Consider the following 20,728-nt stretch of genomic DNA (forward strand, 5'->3'; position numbering starts at 1 on the left):
TCTACTTCGCTTGATTTTTATCCAGATTCTCTTGGTTGTCGAGCACGATTTTCCCTACCGCATGGTGTGTTTCACTTAATGCATGGGCATCATAGACACCTTGACGAGTCAATGGGAAAGTTTCGCCAATCACACTTACTAATTTGCCATCAGCCATTAGTTTAGCTAATTCGCTTAACTGTTCTCCATTTGTACGTAACCAAATTGCTTTTGCTTCAATTTGTTTCGTTGCGGCTAATGTTTCATCTTCAATACTCAGTACAGAAATCAAGCGGCCATGCTCTTTTAGAACGGAGAAGCTTTTCTTTTGGATCTCGCCACCCATTGTATCAAAAACTAAATCAATGTCAGTAAGAACTTCTTCGAAATCCGTTGTATGGTAGTCGATCACTTCATCTGCACCTAATTTTTTAACAAGTTCATGATTACGGGGACTTGCCGTCGTGATGACATAGGCGCCGGCATTTTTCGCAAGTTGAATGGCGTAGGTCCCAACTCCGCCAGCTCCGGCATGAATCAACACTTTTTCGCCAGCTTTTAACGAACCATGATCAAATAGAGCTTGTAATGCAGTCAATCCTGCTAGAGGCACAGCTGCAGCTTCCGTGAAGGCAATAGATTCTGGCACAGGCGCCAGTAAGTTGCTGTCCACAATCGTATAATCCGCATAGGTCCCAAATCGTGTCGTCTCTGGACGAGCGAAAATCCGATCGCCTACGTGATAGTCTTTAACCTTCTGACCAACTTCAACGATTTCTCCAGCAACATCCCATCCTAGAATAATCGGAAATGACCAAGGAAACATTTGCTTCAAGTATCCTTCGCGTAATTTCCAGTCAATTGGGTTGATCGAAGTTGCTGCAACTTTCACCAACACTTGATCCGCACCGAGTTCAGGTAGTGAAACTTTCGCTTCTGCTAGTTTTTCTTTACCACCATATTCATTAATAACAACTGCTCGTGTTTCCATGTAAATCACTCCTTGAGATTATGTAAATGAGCTTCCGTCATTTTTCTAAAGAAACGAAAGGTCTCTTTCATAGCTTAGGCAATGATCCCTGATTTTACAACTGATTCGACTTTCCCTTTTCTATCAGAAAAAGCAGTTTTTTCACTGACTAACTTTTTATTGCCTTTTTAAAAGGTTTCATTTATTCTACAGGAATAAGAATGTGATAAGAAAGAAGGAATTGATGAATTGAAAAGATTGCACGTATTTTTTGGCGGGATCATTGCGATCCTAGGTATTCTTTTTGTTGGCAAAGCTGTACTGTCCAATGAAACAGGAAGTGCATCAGCAAATGATGCTAACACGGTTATTATTTATAATTGGGGAGAATATATTGAGCCCGATCTGATAAAAAAATTCGAAACTGAAAGTGGCTATTCAGTGATTTATAATACATTTGATTCGAATGAAGCAATGGAAACAAAGGTCAAACAAGGCGGTACCAGGTACGATTTGATTTTCCCCAGTGAATCGATGATTCCTAAAATGATTGAGGAGCAGCTGCTGATTCCTTTAGAACATGATAAACTCGTCGGCAGTGAAGATCTTTCTGATTTTCTGATGGATCAGCGCTTTGACAAAAACAATCATTACTCCATTCCTTATTTTTGGGGAACTATTGGAATCATGGTTAATAGTGACCAAATCGATCCTACCACCATTCATGGCTGGGCAGATTTATGGCGCCCGGAATTTGCCAACGATATTCTAGTTGTTGATGGCGCAAGAGAAACGTTAGGAATGGCTTTGCAGACTTTAGATCTTTCTCAAAATGAGCTAGATACAGCAAACCTTCAACAAGCCATCGAGAAATTGGAAGCATTACGCCCCAATGTCAAAGCAGTCCTCACTGATGAGATCAAGACTTTGATGGTCAACAACGATGCACCGATCGGCATTGGCTATTCAGGAGATGCAGCGTATGTCATGTCTGAGAATCCTGCTATAACCTATGTCGTCCCTAATGATGGCGGTGCTATCTGGACAGATAACTTTGCGATTCCAAAAACAGTCGGCAATCTTGAAGGAGCTTATGCGTTTATCAATTTCATGCTGCGTCCTGAAAATGCCGCTCAAAACGCTGAGTATGTCGGTTATGCGACACCGAGTGAGACCGCGAAGCAACTGCTACCGACTGAATTGACCTCCAATAAAGCTTTCTATCCAGAGCCGGAAGCAATGCAACAGATGGAACACTACGAATACTTAGGAAAAAATGCCGTTGAACAGTACAACGATCTTTTTCTCGAATGGAAGTTGGGATTATAAAATGAATATACTATTGAAGTCTTCCTACATTTTTGATACAGAAAGAAAAACGACCTTTGCTGGTTTTATTTTGATTGAAGGAACTAGGATCAAGGATGTGGGTCCTTTGGATGCCACACCTACCAACTTACCAGCTGAAACAACGATCATTGATTGTCATGACCAAATGATCATTCCTGGCTTTATCGATGCCCATATTCACTTTTATCTTTCCGCTTTGCTCCATGCAGGGCAGTTAACTCATGTCACTGGAACAACTGAAGAAGCAGTTGCCCAGCAAGTACCGCAAATTCCTGTGACCCATGGCTGGAAAATTGGGATTGGTTGGTTCAGCAGTGACTTTGGACAACAAGTCTATCCCACAAAAGCAACGATTGATCACTACTGTGACGAAGTGCCAGTCATGCTGATTTCAGGAGACGCCCACAGCATTTGGTTAAACAGTAAAGGAATGGAAACCTTAGAAATCACAACCGATTCAGTTCCTACCGGAATCAGTGGAGAAGCATTGATGAAAGATGGCGAATTGACGGGTTGTTTTCTTGAGGCAGTTGCTATTAATTACTTGGCGGAGGTGCTGCAATCTTTTCAAGCCAACAGTTACTCAACGTACCTTTCTTACATGAAGCAGCTCAATCGTTATGGCATTACTACAATCGGCGATGTTGCCCTGACTGGCGAAAGCTGGGACGACTTGATTTATCCAGAGCTTTACCAAAAAGTTGCCGAAAAAGCGACTTTACGGGCGGTTTTTTACCCTGCGATGCGAATGGAAATAGAGCATTTAACTGATATCTATCAAAACTATCGATCTGAGAAAGTCCAAATGGGTGGTGTGAAACAGTTCTTTGATGGTGTAACAAGTACCCATACTGCTTTGTTGAAATCGGAGTACGAAACGCCTTATTTTACTGGTGATATTGGTATGCCGCTGATTGCAATTGAAAAAATGCGCCAGTTGATTTTCTTAGCAAACCAGCAAAATTGGCCGATGCGCATCCATACGATCGGTGACCAAGCGATCCATCAAGCGTTGTCTTTTTTTAATGAAAGTCATGCGCGCTTCCCTCTGTCTGCCGGTAAAAATAATACACTGGAGCATTTGGAAGTCATGGATCCTGCAGATCTTTCTTTAGTGGCACAAGACAATTTAGTTCTTTCTGTTCAACCTAGTCATTTATTAGTCGGCTATGAAACGTTAGATGAAGAAGTAGGTCCGCAACGCGCTAGTCAAATGTTTCCTTTTCAATCCTTTTTGGCCCACGATGCTGTAGTAGCATTTGGAACCGACAGCCCAGTAGTGATCGATGTGTCTCCATTGGATTCGATCTATTATGCAGTGGCTAGAAAAGAAAAAAACGGCTCTCCAGTAGAAGGATTGATGCCCTCTGAAGTGATGAATGTGGCAGATGCTCTGGTTGCTCATACCGCTGATGCAGCTCGGGCACTCAGTCGACAAGACATTGGTTCGATCAAAGTCGGGCAGTTGGCTGATCTTTGTATTCTTTCGAAAAATATTCTTTCCCTTTCAGAAAAAGAGCTGCTTGAGGTAGAAGTCACTGCAACCATTTTTAACGGTGCATTTGTCTATCAAAAAGACGAAGCTTCGCAGCAAAATTCCTAATTGGATCTTTGACCATATCCCTCGAATACCCGAATAATGGCTGACTTGCTTCTCTCGTCCGAGGGCTCTCATTCATGGAAGACCCTTGACTGTGTTCACGTTCACGCTAATCAACCGTATTATTCGGGATTTTTTGTCAACACCACCCTAATCCCCCATCCTTTTTTCGTTCTGGATACTGCCAGGCTATAATTTGGTTCCTCTTGATTGTTCCCTCTGATCATTTCTCGCTTTGTTTCGTCTTGATTCCTGCTCAATCATTGCCCTCTTGATTTCCCTCCAATTCCTTAAAATATATACAATATGACCAACAGGATCCCACCAACGATTTCACTTATTGGATACTTGCGATTAATCGGTACCAAACAATTCCTGCACTTGCCTTTTAAGAATAAAAATGACCAAATAGGGATCAGCTGCCACGGGGTTAGTACCTTTCCACAGTGCTCACAATGAGAGCGGCCTCCCAATGATTCCTGACGGGGCAAACGATAAACAACAACCATCAAAAAAGAACTAAGACAGCTACCAAGACTAAATACTGATAAAATGGGTAATAGCAACGCTCTTCCCAAACCACACACTCCTCTCGTCTAATCGACACCTCAAATAAAGAGCCTATTCATAAGCAAATACGCTCTTTTAAACACGAAGTTTTTTTATTCTTCAGCGACGTACTGCTGACAGCGGATACCTAGCAGTACGTGATCGTCTGATTTATGTCATCAAATTGATTGGATGTGACTCTAGCCTCTTGCTCTTATTTGCTACTGCTGACACCTCCTTTGTTGCGAAACAAACTGAGTGTTACTGACCATTTCTTAAAGAAAATTCATTGATGATTCGAGGATTGATTTCCCACAATAGTCGATTCCAATCCTCTGCGTCTGGAATTGACTTAAAAAGCAAATGCCAGTTTCCAATCAATTGATCACTGACATATTCACTATAATTTGTCACTACTAGATCAATATGATTCTGCTCTAAATAATCTAAGTTCATCTCTAATGCATTCGGGAAAAACAGGTGCTGGAACCGGCCAAGATATTTGATAGCCATTGCTTGGATATTCTGACAAACAAGGTAGTTTCCCTCTAATAAAAATGCAATATTTTTAGGTGCTCCCCAATGGATTTCCTTTAGTGAGTCCATGAATAGGACGGCCATCACGGTGATTTCTGTTACTGCTGTCTTTCCCCCTGAGATTGTCTGATGGTGTTCGGTAAAGAATGCTAATAACTCAAGATACAAATCTGGGTATTTCTCTTGGACGACTTCATGAATATCAAGAATATTTTGATTTGTGACTGGTGATAGCTGTTCTTTTAAATACAGCATAGTAAAAAAAGAACGCACAAGGATCATGTCTCTCTGAAGGTCATTACTCTGCTGGCCAAAAGCGGATAAAAATAGTTGGGCACAGTCTGTAATCCCAACATTCGGCTGGAGTTCCTGAATAAACTGCTGCTCTCCAGCCAGATCCGTCAATGAACGCCGACACAAAATCATCACATACAAATACAATAATTCCTCCACTGGCAAACGTTTCCCGATTGACGCATCAATCACATCATTGATAGTTGAAAAACGCTGGAATGCCTCTCGTTCTTTCAGCGCTTGAATCATTTCTGACTCGATAAGCAAGTCTCCCTCACGTTCTAAAGTAATCATTAGAGTATAACTAAAATCTCCCAAAGAAACATTGGGATAGCTACTGAAGAAGTGCTTTTTTTGTAAGGCAAAGGCAATCGACTGGATGGCAATTGATGGCAAGACCGTGTGTGGAGTTATTTCTGATTCATAATAAAAATCATGAAAGAAACTGCGAATATCGATTTCTTTTCCAATGAAATCCACTTTCTTCAGGGACAGTGTCAGTCGATAGCGCGCCAATTCATTTTCTACCATTTTGAAATAGCGCAGCAAACTACTTTCTGAGAAGTGGAGTTGATCGGCCCATTCTCCGATCTCTTTGATCTGCCTTTGAAAAATCCCTTCAATAATGTGAAAGAGTGGTTCATTTTCAAGCAATGACCGCTTTTTAGTTTGGTACGCTTCTCGATTGGTTTCTTTGAACAAATAGCCTGAACTCGTGTTTTCAATCAGAATCGACTGCTGAAAATATTGCCGAATTCCGGTAATATCGGCAATGATCGTTCGTGAAGTGCTTTTTGTGAATTGGGCTAGTTCTTTGACTGATCGCGTTGGTATTCGCTCGAAGGTATGCAAGATTTTCAGCCATCTTACAGTTTCCTTATTGGTAATAAAATTAAGTTGAAAATTTTTCATCTCTTTTCTCCTTACTGGTTTTCATTGCCGTTATTGACTGAATCGTTTTCCTTATTATACGCCCTGCGGAGGAATTATACTCAGTTGCAAGCTTCTGGCAGCACCAGTTATCGTGATTTATACGAGATAAAGGAACCCAGTTATGAAAAAAACGGTCATCTTGACAAAAACAGGTATCGAATTGTATAAAATTGTTATTTTTTGTTAAAGCCCTCTTGATTGTAAGCGGTATTTTTGTTATTCTTTAAAGGTAGAGGAGGTGGATAGTGCAGTGTATGCTATCAAGATATTTCATGGTTATCTGACAGCACAAGGAAAAAGAACTCGAGATAAATCAATTGCTTTGACTTATACATGCAAAGAAGATGCCGAACGCTTCGCAAATAAAATTGGCGGGAGAGTTAAAAAAATTGGATAACCTAAACTATTGAAAAAGAGTCGTCGACCATTGATTGTTGACCACTCTTTTTGTTTTGTTAAAAAATATTCTCTAACAAATCCTTTTTTCTATTTGTTTTTATTTCTCGCTTGTCAAAAATAAAAATACACTGCTGCGATCAATTGTTGAATGGCCATTTCTTCCCCTTTTCACTTCTATTAGCCAAAAAAAAATGACTGAAACGTCTGAGTTGAAACAAAGTGTTTTCTCGCTCAGAAACGGTTCAGTCATTTTCTTTTTATGGAATCGCGATAGTCACATCGACTGTCTGGATCGCCACGTCATAAAACGGATCTTCTCGTCTTCCCAAGAAATCTTTTGCTTGAGCTGGGAAAAGTGCATACATCAGTACATCTTCTTCCGTTTTGGCATATTCTTTGATTTCTTGCTCGAATTCCGGGAGCTGCGGTGGAATCAAATCTGCTGGTCGTTCGGTGATCACTGCTTCCGTCCCAATGATTTTTTCTTGGATCTTCGTTTTGATTGGTGCCGGAGGACGACCGTAAAGACCACGAACGTAATCTTTGATCTCAGTTGGGACTAGTTTGTAGCGTTCCCCAGAAATCACATTCATCAAAGCCTGTGTGCCAACCATTTGAGACAAAGGGGTAACTAAAGGAGGAAATCCAAGGTCGGCACGCACTTTCGGCACTTCTGCCAATACTTCTTCGTACTTGTCCTGCAGACCTTGTTCTGTCAACTGACTCAATAAGTTGGATAACATCCCACCAGGCACTTGATAGATCAGTGTTTTTGGTTCTGTATCTTTGACTTTAGGATTCAAGATCCCTTCCTCTCGGAACCGATCGCGGATTGGATTGAAATAATCAGCAACTTCAGCCAATTTCTTTTTGTCCAGGTTTATATCAAATCCCAGTTCTTCTAATGCGATCGCCACAGATTCTGTCGCTGGCTGACTCGTTCCCCCTGCAAATGAAGAAATTGCTGTATCGATAATATCTGCCCCAGCTTCTGCAACTTTCAAATAAGTCATTTCTGAAATACCACTAGTAGCGTGGGTGTGGACCTCTAATGGCAGATCCACAGCATCTTTGATTCGGCTGACCAATTCAAATCCGATTTGAGGTGTCAGCACACCAGCCATATCTTTGATACAAATCGAATCTGCTCCAATATGGGCCATTTCTTTTGCTAATTGCACAAAGTATTCAACGGTATGAACTTCGCTTGTTGTATAAGAGATCGCTGTTTGGCAATGACCACCAGCTTCTTTTGCTGTTGTGATAGAAGTCGCCAAATTTCTGGTATCGTTCAATGCATCAAATACGCGAATAATATCGATTCCGTTCTTGATCGATGTCTCTACAAATTTTCGCACCACATCATCCGCATAATTTTTGTATCCTAGTAGATTCTGTCCGCGAAGAAGCATCTGTAATTTCGTGTTCTTCACTTCACGGCGAATCTGTCGAAGACGTTCCCAAGGATCTTCATTTAAGAAGCGGATACAAGAATCAAAGGTTGCTCCACCCCACATTTCTAATGAATGGTAGCCTACTTCATCCAATGTTTTGATGATGGGCAACATATCTGACGTCGGCATTCTGGTAGCGATCAAGCTTTGTTGGCCATCACGTAAGACTGTTTCCATGAATTGAATTTTCTTAGTCATCTGCTTGCATCCTTCCTTTTGAAACTAATTCATTTATTTTTTGCTGTATTGCTTCGACTGAATGCGTTCTCGATCGTCCGCATAGTTTTGCTTCCTTGTCACAAAGAAAGCAGCGCCGTCTTGGATAGCCTAACGCTTCGCGACTGATGGACTGCACTTCACCCGCTTCTAGCCAAAGCACGTCAAGATCTGCTAATCGCCCATAAGGATGTCTTTCTTCAAGTGCCACCATCCTTTTCTTTAGTTCTTCTTTTTTTAAAGGAAGTAAAAGAAAATATTCATAGCCAGTTTTTTCATTTCGATAAAGATGAAGGAATGAAAAGGCATCCGCCACTGCTCGCTCGACTTCATCCGTCAAGCTTTTAAACACAGCTTCTAACTCATCTGATGTTTTGACAGGTCCGGGAATATTCATGGTGGCAGATAGCAGTGTGTATTGGGGCGCCGACTCCAGTAACTCCTTTTGCCGTTTTGCACGCTGTTCTCTAGCCGCCAATACTTCTGCTAATGAAACTTCCGGTCCCTCAAATAACAAGCTACACATTTCTCACAACATCAATGAGCGTGCCGTCTCGATATTCAATCAATGCCACTACTTTATCGCCATAATGAATGGCTTCAGGCGTTCCAACAATCTGGTAAGCTTTCTCTTTTAACTCTTCGATCGTATACTGAGGCACATCTAGTGTTTTAAAATGTTCAATCAAATCTTGACGATCTGGATTGATGGCAATCCCTACTTCTGTCACGATCACATCTATACTTGTTCCTGGAGTGACCACTGTATTTACTTTGTCAACGATCGTTGGAATTCTGCCTCGCACTAAGGGTGAAATAACGAGACTCATTTTGCATGCCATACTCGTATCAGAGTGCCCGCCTGACGCTCCCCGAATCACACCATCGGATCCTGTCATCACGTTCACATTGTAGTCTGTATCGATTTCCAATGCGGACAAAATAGCGGTATCTAATTGGTTGATCACTGATCCTTTACTTAACGGCGAAGCATACATCTCAGCATCGATTTCATAGTGTCCTGCATTGCTTCCTAATGAAACGGCTGAAGAATGATCGAAATCTTGTACATCAATGATTTTTTCAACCAATCCTTCCTCCAATAGTTCCACCATTGCATTGGTAATACCGCCTAATGCAAAGCTCGCTTTTATTCCATCTTTAAGCATCGCTTCGCGCAAAAAGCGGGAAACAGCTAATGCAGCACCACCGGTACCTGTTTGAAAGGAGAATCCCTCTTTATAGTAAGGAGAATTTGTGATCACTTTTGCTGCGTATTCTGCGATCAATAGTTCTTTCGGATTTTTGGTAAAGCGGGTGGCTCCTTTGGCAATCCCTTGTGGGTCACCGATTGCTTCCACTTCAACCACATAATCCACGTCGGTTTGCGGAATACTGATTGGTGTATTCGGAAATGGCACGAGCGTATCTGTGATGATCACGACTTTGTCTGCATATTTTGCATCGATCATTGCGTAACCTAATGAACCACAGGTTGCTTTTCCCACCGTACCATTGGCATTGCCATAGGCATCTGCACTTGGTGCGCCTAAAAAAGCCACATCGATATGCACATCTCCAGCTGCAATGGCCCGAGCCCGACCGCCATGTGAACGGATCACAACAGGATTTTCCATGATTCCTGCTGAAATAGCAGCACCCACATTGTCTCTCAATCCGCTGGAAGTAATATTGGTTACAACGCCATTTTTGATATGGTCAATCAACGGTGCATGGACATTTGCGATGGAGCTAGGGGCAATAGAAATATTTTTGATACCCAGACCAGCAATTTCTTCCAAGACCATATTCATGACATAATCGCCTTCACGAAAATGATGGTGGAAGGAAATCGTCATGCCATCTTTCAGCCCTGTCTTTTCGATCGCCTCGCGAATACTGCTAAAAAGTTTGGTATCTCTTGGACGAACGGGGGTAACGGTACGACTTGCTTCTTGATACGTATCGATATGCGCCAATTCCCCTTCAAAAACACCGTATTGGTCAGCATATACTTGTGGAATATCTTTTCCTACTTTATTCATGACCATGCCTAAATATCCTCCTCCGTAATCAACTTCGCTGCCTTAGCCAATGCAATCACTCGCTGTGCACGTTCAACGATTGGCTTGTCTACCATTTTCCCATTGACTGAAATAACTCCAGAGCCTTTCGCTTCGGCCTCGCGAATTCCCCAGATAACTTCTTTGGCATTCTGGATTTCTTTGTCTGTCGGTGTATAAATAGCATTTACCAACGGAATTTGTCGTGGATTGATCACTGACTTTCCATCAAATCCTAGCTGCTTGATTTGTTGCACTTCATTTTGGAATCCTTCTACATTGTCCACATCGGAATAGACAGTATCGATAGCCGCAATTCCTGCAGCTCTGGCTGCATGCAGAATCATGTTGCGGGCAAAGGATAATTCCTGTCCATCCGGATAGCGCTTGGTTTTCATATTTGTGACGTAATCTTCTGCTCCTAAAGCAATTCCGATCAGTCGCTCTGACGCTTTGGCAATCTCCCGTGCGTTCAATACCCCTTCTGCAGATTCGATGGCTGCCATCATTTTCGTTGTGCCCACTGGAATCTGATTGTCTTTTTCAACAGATGTAATGACCGCATCCACATCTAAAATATCTTGTGCCGTCTCTGTTTTTGGTAAGCGAATAACCTCAACGCCAGCCAAAACCATTGCTTCGACATCTTGGGCGCCACCTGCCTCCAAACTATTAATCCGTACGACTGTTTCTACATTGCTGTAATCAAATGTTTTCAATGCAAAGTGAACCAATGTACGCGCGGAGTCTTTTTCTTTAAGAGAAACTGCATCTTCTAAATCAAACATAATTGAGTCTGCACCATATAAGGGTGCGTCCCTTAGCATTGCTGCATTTGCACCTGGAACAAACATCATGGTTCTTCTTAAGCGTTCCATGAATCAATCTCCTTCCAATCATATGCGTCTTTTTTTGCTGCCCGATGAATCGCGGTAATGGTTCGAGCTTGAATCGTACAATCCAAAGCGCCTTTATCAACGGCAGCTACTCGAACAGACTTGATCCCTAAATTTTTGATGGTCTCTTCGATCACCTTTTTGATTTGTTGACCAAATTGTTTCTCTACACTGCTTTCCAAAGAAATTTGGATTTCGTCTGCTTCAGTCGGCTCGACAGTAATCAAAATGTCGCTTGACTCTACTGTACCGGCTACTGCGATTTGTGTAATTTCCATATGGTTTCACCTCTCGTTTTTTAAATAATGATATGTCGTTGATGGCAAAAATTGTCTCAAACGGCGGTCATCCTGATTTTTCAAGGCTTCTCTAACTTTGGTAGCACTGATGATCTCACCATCAATACTCAATCTAGGTAAAATAACCAATTCTAATGAGTCGCCAAACATTTCCTGCATCGCATGATTATACGTATCGGTCACCTTTGAATAGGGTTCTTCTCCGACAAACCGTGTCCGAATGTCTAATACAGGTGCTATCTTCTCTTTAAACAGTTGCGCATCAACCTTTGCCTGGATCTTCGCTACTGTTTCTATGGCACTGTCTTTCAGAAAGTAGGAAGGAAACGTTGCGGAAGATACAAGGTAATCATTGGTGGGAAAAACTGTTACATTGGACAAGTGTGCGACTCCACGTTTTACCATTTCCATCCGATCTGCAGTCGAAAACTTTGAACGATCTTCGGATAACACAAAGACATAAACTTGCTGACTCTGCTGCGCAGCTGTCTCGACAAGATACTGATGTCCTTTGGTAAAGGGATTGGCATTCATCACTATCCCGCTTCCGATCCCCATTTTTTTCCCTTTAGCCAGCGTAGAAAGATAGCTCGCAAAATTTGGCAATCCTCGTTCCATAAAAAGAATTTCTGAGGTTGCGATGATTTTCTGAAACCCTAGTGAGCGAAAGATCAATTCATTGCTGGGTTTTGAATACAAGAAATAATGTTGTTCCCCTTCTTCTGCCAAGCGATCAACCAGATGTTGAATGATGTCCGTCAGTAGATTTTCTGATTGAAAGGCTTTGCAAACAACCAAGCATTTCAATATGTTGTGATAATAGGATCCAGTAGCAACCAGTAAATCGTTATCGTAGATTCCCACTGTGTAATCAAGTTCTTCCTCTTTATTCAGACCGGCTCGATCCATCAAGGAAGCCCACTGTTTATAGACTCCTTGATCTCTTAGCCATAGCCGTTTTAATGAATACATAAACGTCTCTTCTTTATCTTTTTATTTTTTTATTGGAAAAAGTTTGCTAAGCAGCATCGAAGCAAGATAGATAATCAAGATAACCACGAAGACGCCGCCCCATCCCAGCACTAATAATTCCAGTGATTTCATTAAATCTGCTGACATCGAATCTCTCCTTTCTTAGGTTAGTAAGGCAAGCAATAAACCACCTGCAATAACTGAAGCAATCTGACCAGAAACATTGGCACCGGCTGCATGCATCAAAATAAAGTTTTGTGGGTCTTCATCCGTTGCCATTTTTTGGATCACTCGACTTGACATAGGAAATGCAGAAATCCCCGCGGCTCCAATCATTGGATTGATTTTTTCTTTTCTGAACAGGTTCAGCACTTTTGCAAACAAGACACCACCTACAGAGTCCATGATGAAGGCAACCAGGCCTAAAGCGATCACCATCAATGTATCGACTTGCAAAAATTCTTCATACTGCATTTTTACTGAGATAGAGAGCCCCAACAAAATACTAATGATATTTACCAGCTCATTTTGAGCTGTGATAGAAAGTCGGTCTAATACGCCGCATTCTCTCAAGAGATTTCCGAACATCAAGAAACCAACTAATGGCAGAGATACAGGGGCAATGAGCCCGGCAACGACAGAGATAACGATCGGAAAAAGAATTTTTGCTGTTTGCGAGACTTCGCCAGCGCGATAATTCATATGAATCGAACGCTCTTTTTTCGTTGTGACCGCCTTGATCGCAACCGGCTGAATGATCGGCACCAAAGCCATATAAGAATAAGCTGCAACCATGATTGCTCCCATATATTTGGAATTCAAAGTGTTGGCTACAAAGATGGATGTTGGACCATCGGCGGCTCCAATGATTCCAATGGAAGCTGCATCATTTAAATCAAATCCAAATAAAACAGCGACGATAATCGTAAAGAAAATACCAAATTGGGCTGCAGCCCCAAATAAAAGCAGAAAAGGATTTTGGAGCAGCGGACCGAAGTCGATCATGGCACCAATTCCGATAAACAAAAGCAATGGAAATAACTCGGTTGAGATCCCCATATCAAACAATACTTGAAAAGGACCAGGTTCCCCGCCAGCACTCAAAACACCAGAGTTCGGGAAATTTACTAAAATCGTTCCTAGTCCCATCGGAACTAGTAGTGTTGGTTCATATTCTTTTTTGATTCCTAAATACATCAGGATGCCACCGACTACCATCATGACAATCCGTCCGGGTTCTTGTCCCATCCCTAAAAAGCCTTCAATCAGAGTTTCCACTAACGTCACTTCCTCTATTCATTAAATTTTTTATTGATTCATCCCTATTAATGAATCGTAATCAATGGGTCACCAGGATTGACCATCTCTCCTTGATTGACATGAATACCAGCTACCGTTCCCGCTTTTCCGGCAACAATCTCATTTTCCATTTTCATGGCTTCTAATATCATCAATGGTTGATTTTCCGCCACAGTATCTCCAACATTCACTAAGATTCTCAAAATCGTTCCCGGCATTGGAGAAGGCATGGCATCTGCGCCTGCGGCAATGGGTGCCTCAGAAACAGATGGTGCCTCGGATGCGGCTGGTGTTGCGGTTTGCGGAGCTGGTGTTTCAACTACAGGTTGAACGGGTAGTACAGGTTGTGGTGTACCACCGATTTCTTCCATCTCTACTAGATATTCTTTGCCATCAATCGAAATTTTAAATTTACGTAACATTGTTTTTCCTCCAAAATGCTAATTTTTGTTGATTCTTCGAATAACAAACTGACTCTTTTCATTTAATCCAGCAGCTAGACTTGACGCGATGATGGAAACAAGTTTCGCCTCCGGATTGCGCTGCATTACTTTCTTGACCACAAATTGGCTCTTAGGTTGATCACCTGCCGCAATGGCTGTCGCGATCAAACTAACAAGTTGATATTCTTCTTCACTAGCTTCGATATATGCAGGAACCGCTTTCCATTTCATTTCAGATTCATTATCATCGAGCGTTTCAGAAGATGTTTTTGTTATTTCTTGATGTGGTTCACTTTTTTTGAACAGTCGGGCGAATAATCCCATGAAGTTACTCCTTTCATTTTTTTCGTTCTCAACCACATTATATTGATAATGGACCAATCCGGTAGTTCTAAATCAAAGATTATTGTTTTTTTTCTGTTCCTATTTCTTCACCTTACAACAAAAAGGCTTATAAACATTGTTAAATCAACGTTTATCAACCGTTAAGATTTTATTAATATCTTGTTAAGCCTCTTTTAAGAACACCTATACCAAATTGTTTTTTTCCTGTTCTTTTTCAGAATTCAATCTATCTTATCAAATGAATATTGCTTATTCTATAGTCGTCAAACGGAAAAGCTAATTGTTTCCAATACGTGTCTTTCTCCCCCAAAAGGCATGAAGCTTTGTTTTTTATTGGAATGAATTGGCACCGTTTACAAAAACAGAAATTATTAAATCAGTTGTAGAAAGGAAGAAAAATATGTTATTGACGGTTTTATCTTATGCCATGATTATTGTCTTTATGTTTGTAATCATGAAAAAGAAAATGTCTCCATTCACTTCTTTGGTGGTCATTCCTTTGATTTTCACCTTAGTTGCAATGGTGTCAGGAGTATCCAAAGAAGGAAACATCGGGGATTTTGTTCTAGAAGGAATCAAAACAACTTCTAATACGGGGATTATGTTGCTGTTTGCGATACTATACTTCTCGATCATGCTGGACGCTGGATTATTTGATCCGATTACAAAAAAAATGATCTATTTCGCAAAAGGCGATCCGATGAAAGTTTTGATGGCAACTGCTGTCGTTGCGGCCACCGTTTCTTTAAATGGGGATGGAACGACTACTACCCTGATCTGCTGTTCAGCCTTTATTCCGATTTATAAAAAATTAAACATGAAAATGATGAACCTTGGGGTACTGGTGATCTTGCAAAATACCATTATGAACTTGCTCCCTTGGGGAGGACCTACTGCTCGAGCTATGGCCGTTTTAGAAGTTGATGCCGATATCCTTACTTATCTGGCACCAGGAATGATCATCTCAGTTCTTTATGTCATCTTCTTTGTTGCTCGCAGAATGGGGAAACAGGAACGGGCACGCTTAGGAATCACTGAATTGACTGCAGATGAAATCGAAGAAATGACAACGGTAACAGACCCTGAAACACTACAGATTCGCCGGCCAAAAAACTTTCTTTTCAATGGTATCTTGACGATTGGATTGATTGCATGGCTCGTAGCTAGCTCATTCATTGATTCGATTGCACTGCCACCACTTTTGTTGTTCTTAGTTGGAACGTGTATTGCTTTAATGGTCAACTACCCTGTTTTAAAAGACCAATCTTCACGAATTGGAGCCAATGGCGGAGATGCTGTTCAAGTCGTTATCTTAGTCTTTGCAGCGGGCGTATTTATGGGATTGTTCCAAGGTTCAGGTATGGCAGAAGCATTGGCTAACAGCTTTACCCACATTATTCCGAAAGAATTAGCCGGCTTCTGGGGGCTAGTTATCGCCCTTATTTCTGCGCCAGGTACCTTCTTCATCTCAAATGATGGTTTCTATTTTGGTGTGCTACCTGTATTAGCAGAAGCAGGGCGTGCTTATGGCTTTACCAATATGCAGATGGCTCTTGCTTCATTGATGGGACAGGCGTTCCACTTATTAAGCCCATTGGTTGCCTTTATCTACTTGCTGTTACGTTTGACTGGATTGGATATGGGTCAATGGCAAAAAGAATCAGCAAAATATGCATTGGGAATCTTTGTCATCTTTATCGTTACCATTGTGTTATTAGGTCATATGCCGCTTTACATTCCACAATAATATTCAGGATTGATAGGGACGGGTCGTCATTGCGGTCTCGTCCCTATTTTTATTAGTAATACATGAGGAAATCAAAGAAAATCTTGAAAAAAATTTACTAGCATGTTTTATTTTCAGAGGTATCATGAGAAATGAGGAAAATAAATGAGTAATATAGTTGAAGCCGTTAAAAAAAATCTTGATTTAACACAAAACAAAACATTAAACGTTCTGATTTATGAAGCGTTTCGAAAAACCATCATCCTTGGTGATATTCCAGCAGGTACTCGAATCAACGAGAAAGTCTTTGCTGAAGAATTGAACATTAGTCGAACTCCTATTCGCCTGGCTATGAAGCAATTAGTGAATGAAAAACTTGTCGAACATATTCCTAAAGCTGGAATCGTCGTCAAAGGTATTCGTATCAAAGATGCCTACGAAATTTATGATATCCGTAAATCATTAGATACCCTAGCAACGATCAAAGCCATGAATCAAATGACTGAAGCAGATTTCCAAGAACTGCAAACATTATTAGAACAAGGGGAACAATATAATGAGGCCGATGAAATAGAGCTGGTTTTAAAAAATTTCTCTGATTTCAACGCATTTATCTATGAAAAAAGTCAAATGCCTCGCTTAAAATCAATTGTCCTAGAACTACAAGCCTATCTCGTTTATTTTCGCGACATCGCTATCCGTTCGACGAAACGAAGAGATAAAGCATTGGAAGAACACTGGCTGATTTTTCGCGGGATGAAAACAAAAAATGTCGAACAAATCACGCTGATCACGCATGAACACCTTGATCGATCCTTGCAGTTTATTTTGGCGGAAATGGAGCGTAGACAAATTGACTGAGTCCCTTTCGAACCAGATTACCGACTATGCCATCAAAGCATTGTTCTATGAAGTCAGTCTCAGTCCTAAACCTGGACTTGTGGATCCCTTGACAACCGGTGCGCACCAAGACATGAACTTATTCACATTTATCGATAGCACGATCAGCTTACGTCCTTATTTTCAACAGTACCTACATGCAGGGCTGACACACAAAGGAACCCCTAGGGAGTTGTTTGATAAGCTTAGAAAAATCGGAGTAGCTGCAGAAAAAGCCATGCTGCGTGCAACACATGCCATCAATACGCATAAAGGAGCCAATTTTTCTTTTGCAGTCATTTTAGGGGCGACTGGCTGGTACTTGCAAGAAAAGGCATTGCCTTTAATAAAAGAAGATAGTGAGAGGATTTTGACTTACACGCAGCAAATGACAAACCACCTACTCGCAGAAGATTTCAAAGACTTAGAGATAAAGACCCAGCTCACTTATGGCGAAAAGCTTTATCTGGAATACGGAATAACCGGAATTCGAGGAGAAGCCGCAGCAGGCTACCCTAGTTTGTCGCATAAACTACTCCCCTTTCTACGGACAACTGTTGATTTCCCAATGGAGGAACGTTTATTGCGGGGACTGATTTTCTTGATGAGTGAAATCGAAGATGGGAATTTATTGCATCGCGGTGGTTTATCCGCTTGGCAAACAGTGAAAGAAGAAAGCAAAAAAATTCACCAAGCCACCTTCTCAAAAGAAGAATTGCTTGATGAATTACAAAGCTATGATAGGATTTTGACTCAACGCCACTTAAGTCCTGGAGGTTCTGCAGATCTATTGGCATTAGGTATTTATTTTGCTCAACTAGAAGAGATCCTTTAAACACCATCGGGCAAAAAGGTATAGCCTAATCCCCATACTGTCTTGATATAGCGAGCTTGCTTTGGATCATCTTCAATCTTATTTCTTAAATGATTGATAAAAACCATGACCGTATTTGCGTCTAGCTCACTGCCGTTCCATACGCTTTGATAGATTTGTTCTTTCGAAAAAACTTGATCCGGGTTTTCTATAAAAAATTGCATCAATTTTGTTTCCTTGGATGAGAGCTTGATTGGTTCTTCCTTTTTGTAGAGTTGGTAGCGAGACTTGTCAAAGCAGAAATCTCCAATCATGATTTTGCTCTCTTTTGAAAGGGCACGATGCTCTTTGATAACTTGCCCTCTATCAAGGGTCACTGTTACTTGTGCTCTTAATAAGTTAGGCAAAAATGGCTTGGTAATATAATAATCTCCACCCATTTCCAATCCAGTAATGATGTCTTCTTCATTTTTCTTGCCACTGAGAAAAATGATCGGGACAAGTGGATCTTCTTCACGTATAATCTGAGCAAGATAGTACCCATCGTTTTCATGTTCTAAACTAATGTCCAATAAAAATAAATCAAATTTTACCCGTGTCATGATATCGACTGTCTTTTCAACCGAATCACTTTGATAAATCAAGATTCCGGTCGATTGGAGTGATTTCCATATCAATCGTCGTATTGCTGGATCATCATCAACGACAAGAATTTTTTCGTTTCTCACTTTTTTTCCTCCTAGTTCTTTGGATCAAATTATTAAAGGGAGCGTTTTTTATGAAAAAGCCTTCAAGCAGATTGCTTGTTCTAGGAATGATGACCGTCCTCTTTTTGACTGTATTAGGAATGGTCATCACAGCAAACAGCTATCAGCAGACACAAAAACATGCGTTAAAAATGGGGGAGAATCAACTAGCCAAAATCAATGACTCTGTAATCAAAATATTGCGATTGGAAATCAAATCTTACACTTTAGCACTGGAAGATTATGCTTCGAATATTTTTAATGAAAAAAATTACCATGAACTGATCGAAGACACTCAGTTGGACAACAGTCTCCTATTCAAGACCTCGGCTGCCGCCGGATTATATCTTGTTTCACCAACGGGCACTCTCCTTTCTGGCAAAGACATCCATGCTGACCAATTTGTTAAAGAACCTGTCAAAGTCACGGCTTTTGATCAAGATCCCCTTTATCTCAAAGCTTTAAAGGGTTCGGTTCTTCAAAACGGCGAAGCTTACTTTGCTGATGATACGTCTTATGTCAATTTATATCGACCGGTCTATGACAAGCATCATGTGCTTCAATCTATCTTGGTTCTGCCAATCAATCTTGAAGAGCTATATCAGCAAGAGATTGACACAACAGAAAAACAAAATGGCTATACGATGGTCAAAAATGAAGAAATGAAAGTGCTCATGCACCCTTCCACCGAACAAATCGGATTAGACATCATCAATGGGCGAAAGCTGAAATATCCTGACCTCGACTACAGCGATTTGGCTCATTTAGAAGATGTCCAAAAGACCAATGAAAAAGGAACATTAAGCTACAATTCTTACTGGTGGACAGAAGAAGACCCCAAAAAAGTTTTAAAAATCTCAGCCTATGAATGGATTACGGTTGGGGATGCACGCTGGATCGTTGCCAGTTCATCGGACTTTTATGAACGAAATGGACTCGCACTGCAAAAAAATCTGATCATACTTGGCTTACTGACCATTCTCTTAGCAATCATCATTCTTTTAGCAGTCAGTTTTAGTCATTACAATCGCCAAAACCGGACCTATATCGAAAATCTGCGTTTAGTTGAACGGCAAAATTTTTTGAAGGAAAAGCATGCCCTTGAAAAATCAATGATGCAAAAATCGCAATTGGAAACAGTAGGTCTGCTAACCACTACCATTGTTCATGACATGAATAATTTTCTTACTCCGATGATCGGAAATCTGCAACTGTTGATTGAAGAATACCAGTCAAACGAAGCGCTCGTTGCTGATCTAAATGAAGTCTACCAAGCAGCGCAAAAAGGCCAAAACCTGTCTACGAATGTATTGCGCTTTACTAAGACTGGAATCAAAACGAAAGAATCCCTCTCGATCGAAGAAGTGGTATCAGAAGCCATTGACACCATGCGCGTACTCGTACCAAAGAAAGTCACATTGTCCTATCAAGCTTCTTTTGTGGGCACTGCACTCATTGAAGCCAGTGACTTACAAGTTATTTTATACAATTTGATCACCAATGCTTATCAGGCTCAGCCAGAAAACCCGCACATCCAAGTCAGACTTAGTGCAGCAGCAGATAAGCAGTTGACAGCATTCCAAAACCATTCACTTGCTTATTGCGACAAACATTTTGCGCAACTTACCGTGACAGATAATGGTCCAGGGATCCCGAAAGAAATAGAAAGTAAAATGTTCACGCCTTTTTTCACAACGAAGACAGAGTCCAATGGAACTGGTCTCGGCTTATTCATCGTCTCATCGATTGCTAAGAAAAACGATTGGATCTTACAAGTAAAAAGCACCGTCTATGGAACGACCTTTACACTAGGGATTCCAGTAGATAGCGGCAACGTTCAGTAATCGCTTGCATTACTTATCTAAGCCTTTTGTTCGTTCATTCACTATACCTTTATTATAACGAAAAAGAATGAAGGTTTGACGAAAAGTACAATAAAAAACCAGCTATTGTTTGTCGTCATCA

Annotated in this window: 21 protein-coding genes; 7 read left to right on the forward strand and 14 right to left on the reverse strand. The window is 41.0% G+C overall.

The genetic code is table 11. The features are described 5' to 3' along the window. Position 1: 1 nt before the first annotated feature. Entirely contained in the window at positions 2 to 970 is a 969-nt protein-coding gene (locus tag EGX73_RS01175) for an NADP-dependent oxidoreductase (protein ID WP_123866649.1), read from the reverse strand. 228 nt (positions 971 to 1,198) lie between these two features. On the opposite strand from EGX73_RS01175, the gene EGX73_RS01180 reads away from it, so the two are divergent. Both EGX73_RS01180 and EGX73_RS01185 read left to right on the forward strand, forming a co-directional pair. Beyond that, on the forward strand, positions 1,199 to 2,278 hold the full coding sequence (locus EGX73_RS01180; RefSeq protein ID WP_123866650.1) for a PotD/PotF family extracellular solute-binding protein: 1,080 nt from the start codon (positions 1,199 to 1,201) through the stop codon (positions 2,276 to 2,278). Between the two features lies 1 nt (position 2,279). Then, complete coding sequence (locus EGX73_RS01185) at positions 2,280 to 3,902, forward strand: amidohydrolase (protein ID WP_029486511.1); 1,623 nt, start codon at positions 2,280 to 2,282, stop codon at positions 3,900 to 3,902. A gap of 287 nt (positions 3,903 to 4,189) precedes the next feature. On the opposite strand, the gene EGX73_RS16450 is transcribed toward EGX73_RS01185, so the two are convergent. Both EGX73_RS16450 and EGX73_RS01195 read right to left on the reverse strand, forming a co-directional pair. Next, the gene (locus EGX73_RS16450) at positions 4,190 to 4,408 is read right to left on the reverse strand and encodes a prepilin peptidase (RefSeq protein WP_367613632.1); all 219 of its coding nucleotides are present in this window, start codon (positions 4,406 to 4,408) and stop codon (positions 4,190 to 4,192) included. 301 nt (positions 4,409 to 4,709) lie between these two features. Next, positions 4,710 to 6,191 carry a helix-turn-helix domain-containing protein gene (locus EGX73_RS01195; RefSeq protein ID WP_003125768.1) on the reverse strand — a complete coding sequence of 494 codons (1,482 nt, stop codon included), beginning with the start codon at positions 6,189 to 6,191 and terminating at the stop codon, positions 4,710 to 4,712. Positions 6,192 to 6,462: 271 nt separating this feature from the next. Between EGX73_RS01195 and EGX73_RS15875 the strand changes: the two genes are divergently transcribed. After that, positions 6,463 to 6,609: a hypothetical protein gene (locus EGX73_RS15875; RefSeq protein ID WP_086269049.1), complete on the forward strand. Its 147-nt coding sequence runs from the start codon at positions 6,463 to 6,465 to the stop codon at positions 6,607 to 6,609. Positions 6,610 to 6,868: 259 nt separating this feature from the next. Here the strand turns inward: EGX73_RS15875 and EGX73_RS01200 are convergent, their stop codons facing one another. The 10 genes from EGX73_RS01200 to EGX73_RS01240 are packed head-to-tail and all read right to left on the reverse strand — an operon-like array spanning position 6,869 to position 14,577. Continuing rightward, positions 6,869 to 8,263 (reverse strand): oxaloacetate decarboxylase subunit alpha, encoded by a 1,395-nt coding sequence (locus EGX73_RS01200; RefSeq protein ID WP_003125766.1) that lies wholly within the window; start codon positions 8,261 to 8,263, stop codon positions 6,869 to 6,871. Next, entirely contained in the window at positions 8,256 to 8,807 is a 552-nt protein-coding gene (gene citX, locus EGX73_RS01205; protein ID WP_003125765.1) for a citrate lyase holo-[acyl-carrier protein] synthase, read from the reverse strand. The genes EGX73_RS01200 and citX overlap by 8 nt, the downstream gene beginning before the upstream one ends. Continuing rightward, positions 8,800 to 10,332, reverse strand: coding sequence for a citrate lyase subunit alpha (gene citF / locus EGX73_RS01210; protein WP_123866651.1), 1,533 nt, complete (start codon positions 10,330 to 10,332; stop codon positions 8,800 to 8,802). The genes citX and citF overlap by 8 nt, the downstream gene beginning before the upstream one ends. Positions 10,333 to 10,334: 2 nt before the next feature. Then, on the reverse strand, positions 10,335 to 11,222 hold the full coding sequence (gene citE, locus EGX73_RS01215; protein WP_003125762.1) for a citrate (pro-3S)-lyase subunit beta: 888 nt from the start codon (positions 11,220 to 11,222) through the stop codon (positions 10,335 to 10,337). Further along, a complete protein-coding gene (gene citD / locus EGX73_RS01220; protein ID WP_003125761.1) occupies positions 11,210 to 11,518 on the reverse strand; it encodes a citrate lyase acyl carrier protein in 309 nt (102 codons plus the stop codon). Before citD ends, citE begins: the two co-directional genes overlap by 13 nt. 6 nt (positions 11,519 to 11,524) lie before the next feature. Continuing rightward, positions 11,525 to 12,511, reverse strand: a complete 987-nt coding sequence (gene citC / locus EGX73_RS01225) for a [citrate (pro-3S)-lyase] ligase (protein ID WP_003125759.1) — start codon at positions 12,509 to 12,511, stop codon at positions 11,525 to 11,527. Positions 12,512 to 12,532: 21 nt separating this feature from the next. Then, the gene (locus tag EGX73_RS16090; protein ID WP_005470670.1) at positions 12,533 to 12,658 is read right to left on the reverse strand and encodes an OadG-related small transporter subunit; all 126 of its coding nucleotides are present in this window, start codon (positions 12,656 to 12,658) and stop codon (positions 12,533 to 12,535) included. 15 nt (positions 12,659 to 12,673) lie between these two features. Further along, complete coding sequence (locus EGX73_RS01230; RefSeq protein WP_005470669.1) at positions 12,674 to 13,789, reverse strand: sodium ion-translocating decarboxylase subunit beta; 1,116 nt, start codon at positions 13,787 to 13,789, stop codon at positions 12,674 to 12,676. A gap of 47 nt (positions 13,790 to 13,836) precedes the next feature. Beyond that, entirely contained in the window at positions 13,837 to 14,232 is a 396-nt protein-coding gene (locus EGX73_RS01235) for an acetyl-CoA carboxylase biotin carboxyl carrier protein subunit (protein WP_003125756.1), read from the reverse strand. Positions 14,233 to 14,250: 18 nt separating this feature from the next. Then, on the reverse strand, positions 14,251 to 14,577 hold the full coding sequence (locus EGX73_RS01240) for a hypothetical protein (RefSeq protein WP_005470668.1): 327 nt from the start codon (positions 14,575 to 14,577) through the stop codon (positions 14,251 to 14,253). Between the two features lie 421 nt (positions 14,578 to 14,998). Here EGX73_RS01240 and EGX73_RS01245 point away from each other — a divergent pair, with 421 nt between their 5' ends. From EGX73_RS01245 to citG, 3 genes are all read left to right on the forward strand, one after another. Further along, a complete protein-coding gene (locus EGX73_RS01245) occupies positions 14,999 to 16,345 on the forward strand; it encodes a CitMHS family transporter (RefSeq protein WP_005470665.1) in 1,347 nt (448 codons plus the stop codon). A gap of 144 nt (positions 16,346 to 16,489) precedes the next feature. Beyond that, entirely contained in the window at positions 16,490 to 17,185 is a 696-nt protein-coding gene (locus EGX73_RS01250) for a GntR family transcriptional regulator (protein WP_003125752.1), read from the forward strand. Then, positions 17,178 to 18,038, forward strand: coding sequence for a triphosphoribosyl-dephospho-CoA synthase CitG (gene citG, locus EGX73_RS01255; RefSeq protein ID WP_086269048.1), 861 nt, complete (start codon positions 17,178 to 17,180; stop codon positions 18,036 to 18,038). The genes EGX73_RS01250 and citG overlap by 8 nt, the downstream gene beginning before the upstream one ends. Here the strand turns inward: citG and EGX73_RS01260 are convergent. Beyond that, a complete protein-coding gene (locus EGX73_RS01260) occupies positions 18,035 to 18,745 on the reverse strand; it encodes a response regulator transcription factor (protein ID WP_003125750.1) in 711 nt (236 codons plus the stop codon). The two genes, citG and EGX73_RS01260, sit on opposite strands and share 4 nt — an antisense overlap. 50 nt (positions 18,746 to 18,795) lie before the next feature. On the opposite strand from EGX73_RS01260, the gene EGX73_RS01265 reads away from it, so the two are divergent. Continuing rightward, the gene (locus EGX73_RS01265; protein ID WP_172956403.1) at positions 18,796 to 20,607 is read left to right on the forward strand and encodes an ATP-binding protein; all 1,812 of its coding nucleotides are present in this window, start codon (positions 18,796 to 18,798) and stop codon (positions 20,605 to 20,607) included. Positions 20,608 to 20,728 lie beyond the last annotated feature (121 nt).

The organism is Enterococcus sp. FDAARGOS_553, from assembly GCF_003812305.1.
Taxonomy (GTDB): Bacteria; Bacillota; Bacilli; order Lactobacillales; family Enterococcaceae; genus Enterococcus_D; species Enterococcus_D gallinarum.

What these genes read in the sequence shown, in the direction of transcription:
- EGX73_RS16090 (WP_005470670.1), bottom strand. Translation starts at nt 12,658, where the DNA reads ATGTCAGCAGATTTAATGAAATCACTGGAATTATTAGTGCTGGGATGG.
- citE (WP_003125762.1), bottom strand. Translation starts at nt 11,222, where the DNA reads ATGGAACGCTTAAGAAGAACCATGATGTTTGTTCCAGGTGCAAATGCA.
- EGX73_RS01240 (WP_005470668.1), bottom strand. Translation starts at nt 14,577, where the DNA reads ATGGGATTATTCGCCCGACTGTTCAAAAAAAGTGAACCACATCAAGAA.
- EGX73_RS01185 (WP_029486511.1), top strand. Translation starts at nt 2,280, where the DNA reads ATGAATATACTATTGAAGTCTTCCTACATTTTTGATACAGAAAGAAAA.
- EGX73_RS01175 (WP_123866649.1), bottom strand. Translation starts at nt 970, where the DNA reads ATGGAAACACGAGCAGTTGTTATTAATGAATATGGTGGTAAAGAAAAA.
- citF (WP_123866651.1), bottom strand. Translation starts at nt 10,332, where the DNA reads ATGGTCATGAATAAAGTAGGAAAAGATATTCCACAAGTATATGCTGAC.
- EGX73_RS16450 (WP_367613632.1), bottom strand. Translation starts at nt 4,408, where the DNA reads ATGGTTGTTGTTTATCGTTTGCCCCGTCAGGAATCATTGGGAGGCCGC.
- EGX73_RS01235 (WP_003125756.1), bottom strand. Translation starts at nt 14,232, where the DNA reads ATGTTACGTAAATTTAAAATTTCGATTGATGGCAAAGAATATCTAGTA.
- EGX73_RS01195 (WP_003125768.1), bottom strand. Translation starts at nt 6,191, where the DNA reads ATGAAAAATTTTCAACTTAATTTTATTACCAATAAGGAAACTGTAAGA.
- citD (WP_003125761.1), bottom strand. Translation starts at nt 11,518, where the DNA reads ATGGAAATTACACAAATCGCAGTAGCCGGTACAGTAGAGTCAAGCGAC.
- EGX73_RS01250 (WP_003125752.1), top strand. Translation starts at nt 16,490, where the DNA reads ATGAGTAATATAGTTGAAGCCGTTAAAAAAAATCTTGATTTAACACAA.
- EGX73_RS01265 (WP_172956403.1), top strand. Translation starts at nt 18,796, where the DNA reads ATGAAAAAGCCTTCAAGCAGATTGCTTGTTCTAGGAATGATGACCGTC.
- EGX73_RS01200 (WP_003125766.1), bottom strand. Translation starts at nt 8,263, where the DNA reads ATGACTAAGAAAATTCAATTCATGGAAACAGTCTTACGTGATGGCCAA.
- citX (WP_003125765.1), bottom strand. Translation starts at nt 8,807, where the DNA reads ATGTGTAGCTTGTTATTTGAGGGACCGGAAGTTTCATTAGCAGAAGTA.
- citC (WP_003125759.1), bottom strand. Translation starts at nt 12,511, where the DNA reads ATGTATTCATTAAAACGGCTATGGCTAAGAGATCAAGGAGTCTATAAA.
- EGX73_RS01245 (WP_005470665.1), top strand. Translation starts at nt 14,999, where the DNA reads ATGTTATTGACGGTTTTATCTTATGCCATGATTATTGTCTTTATGTTT.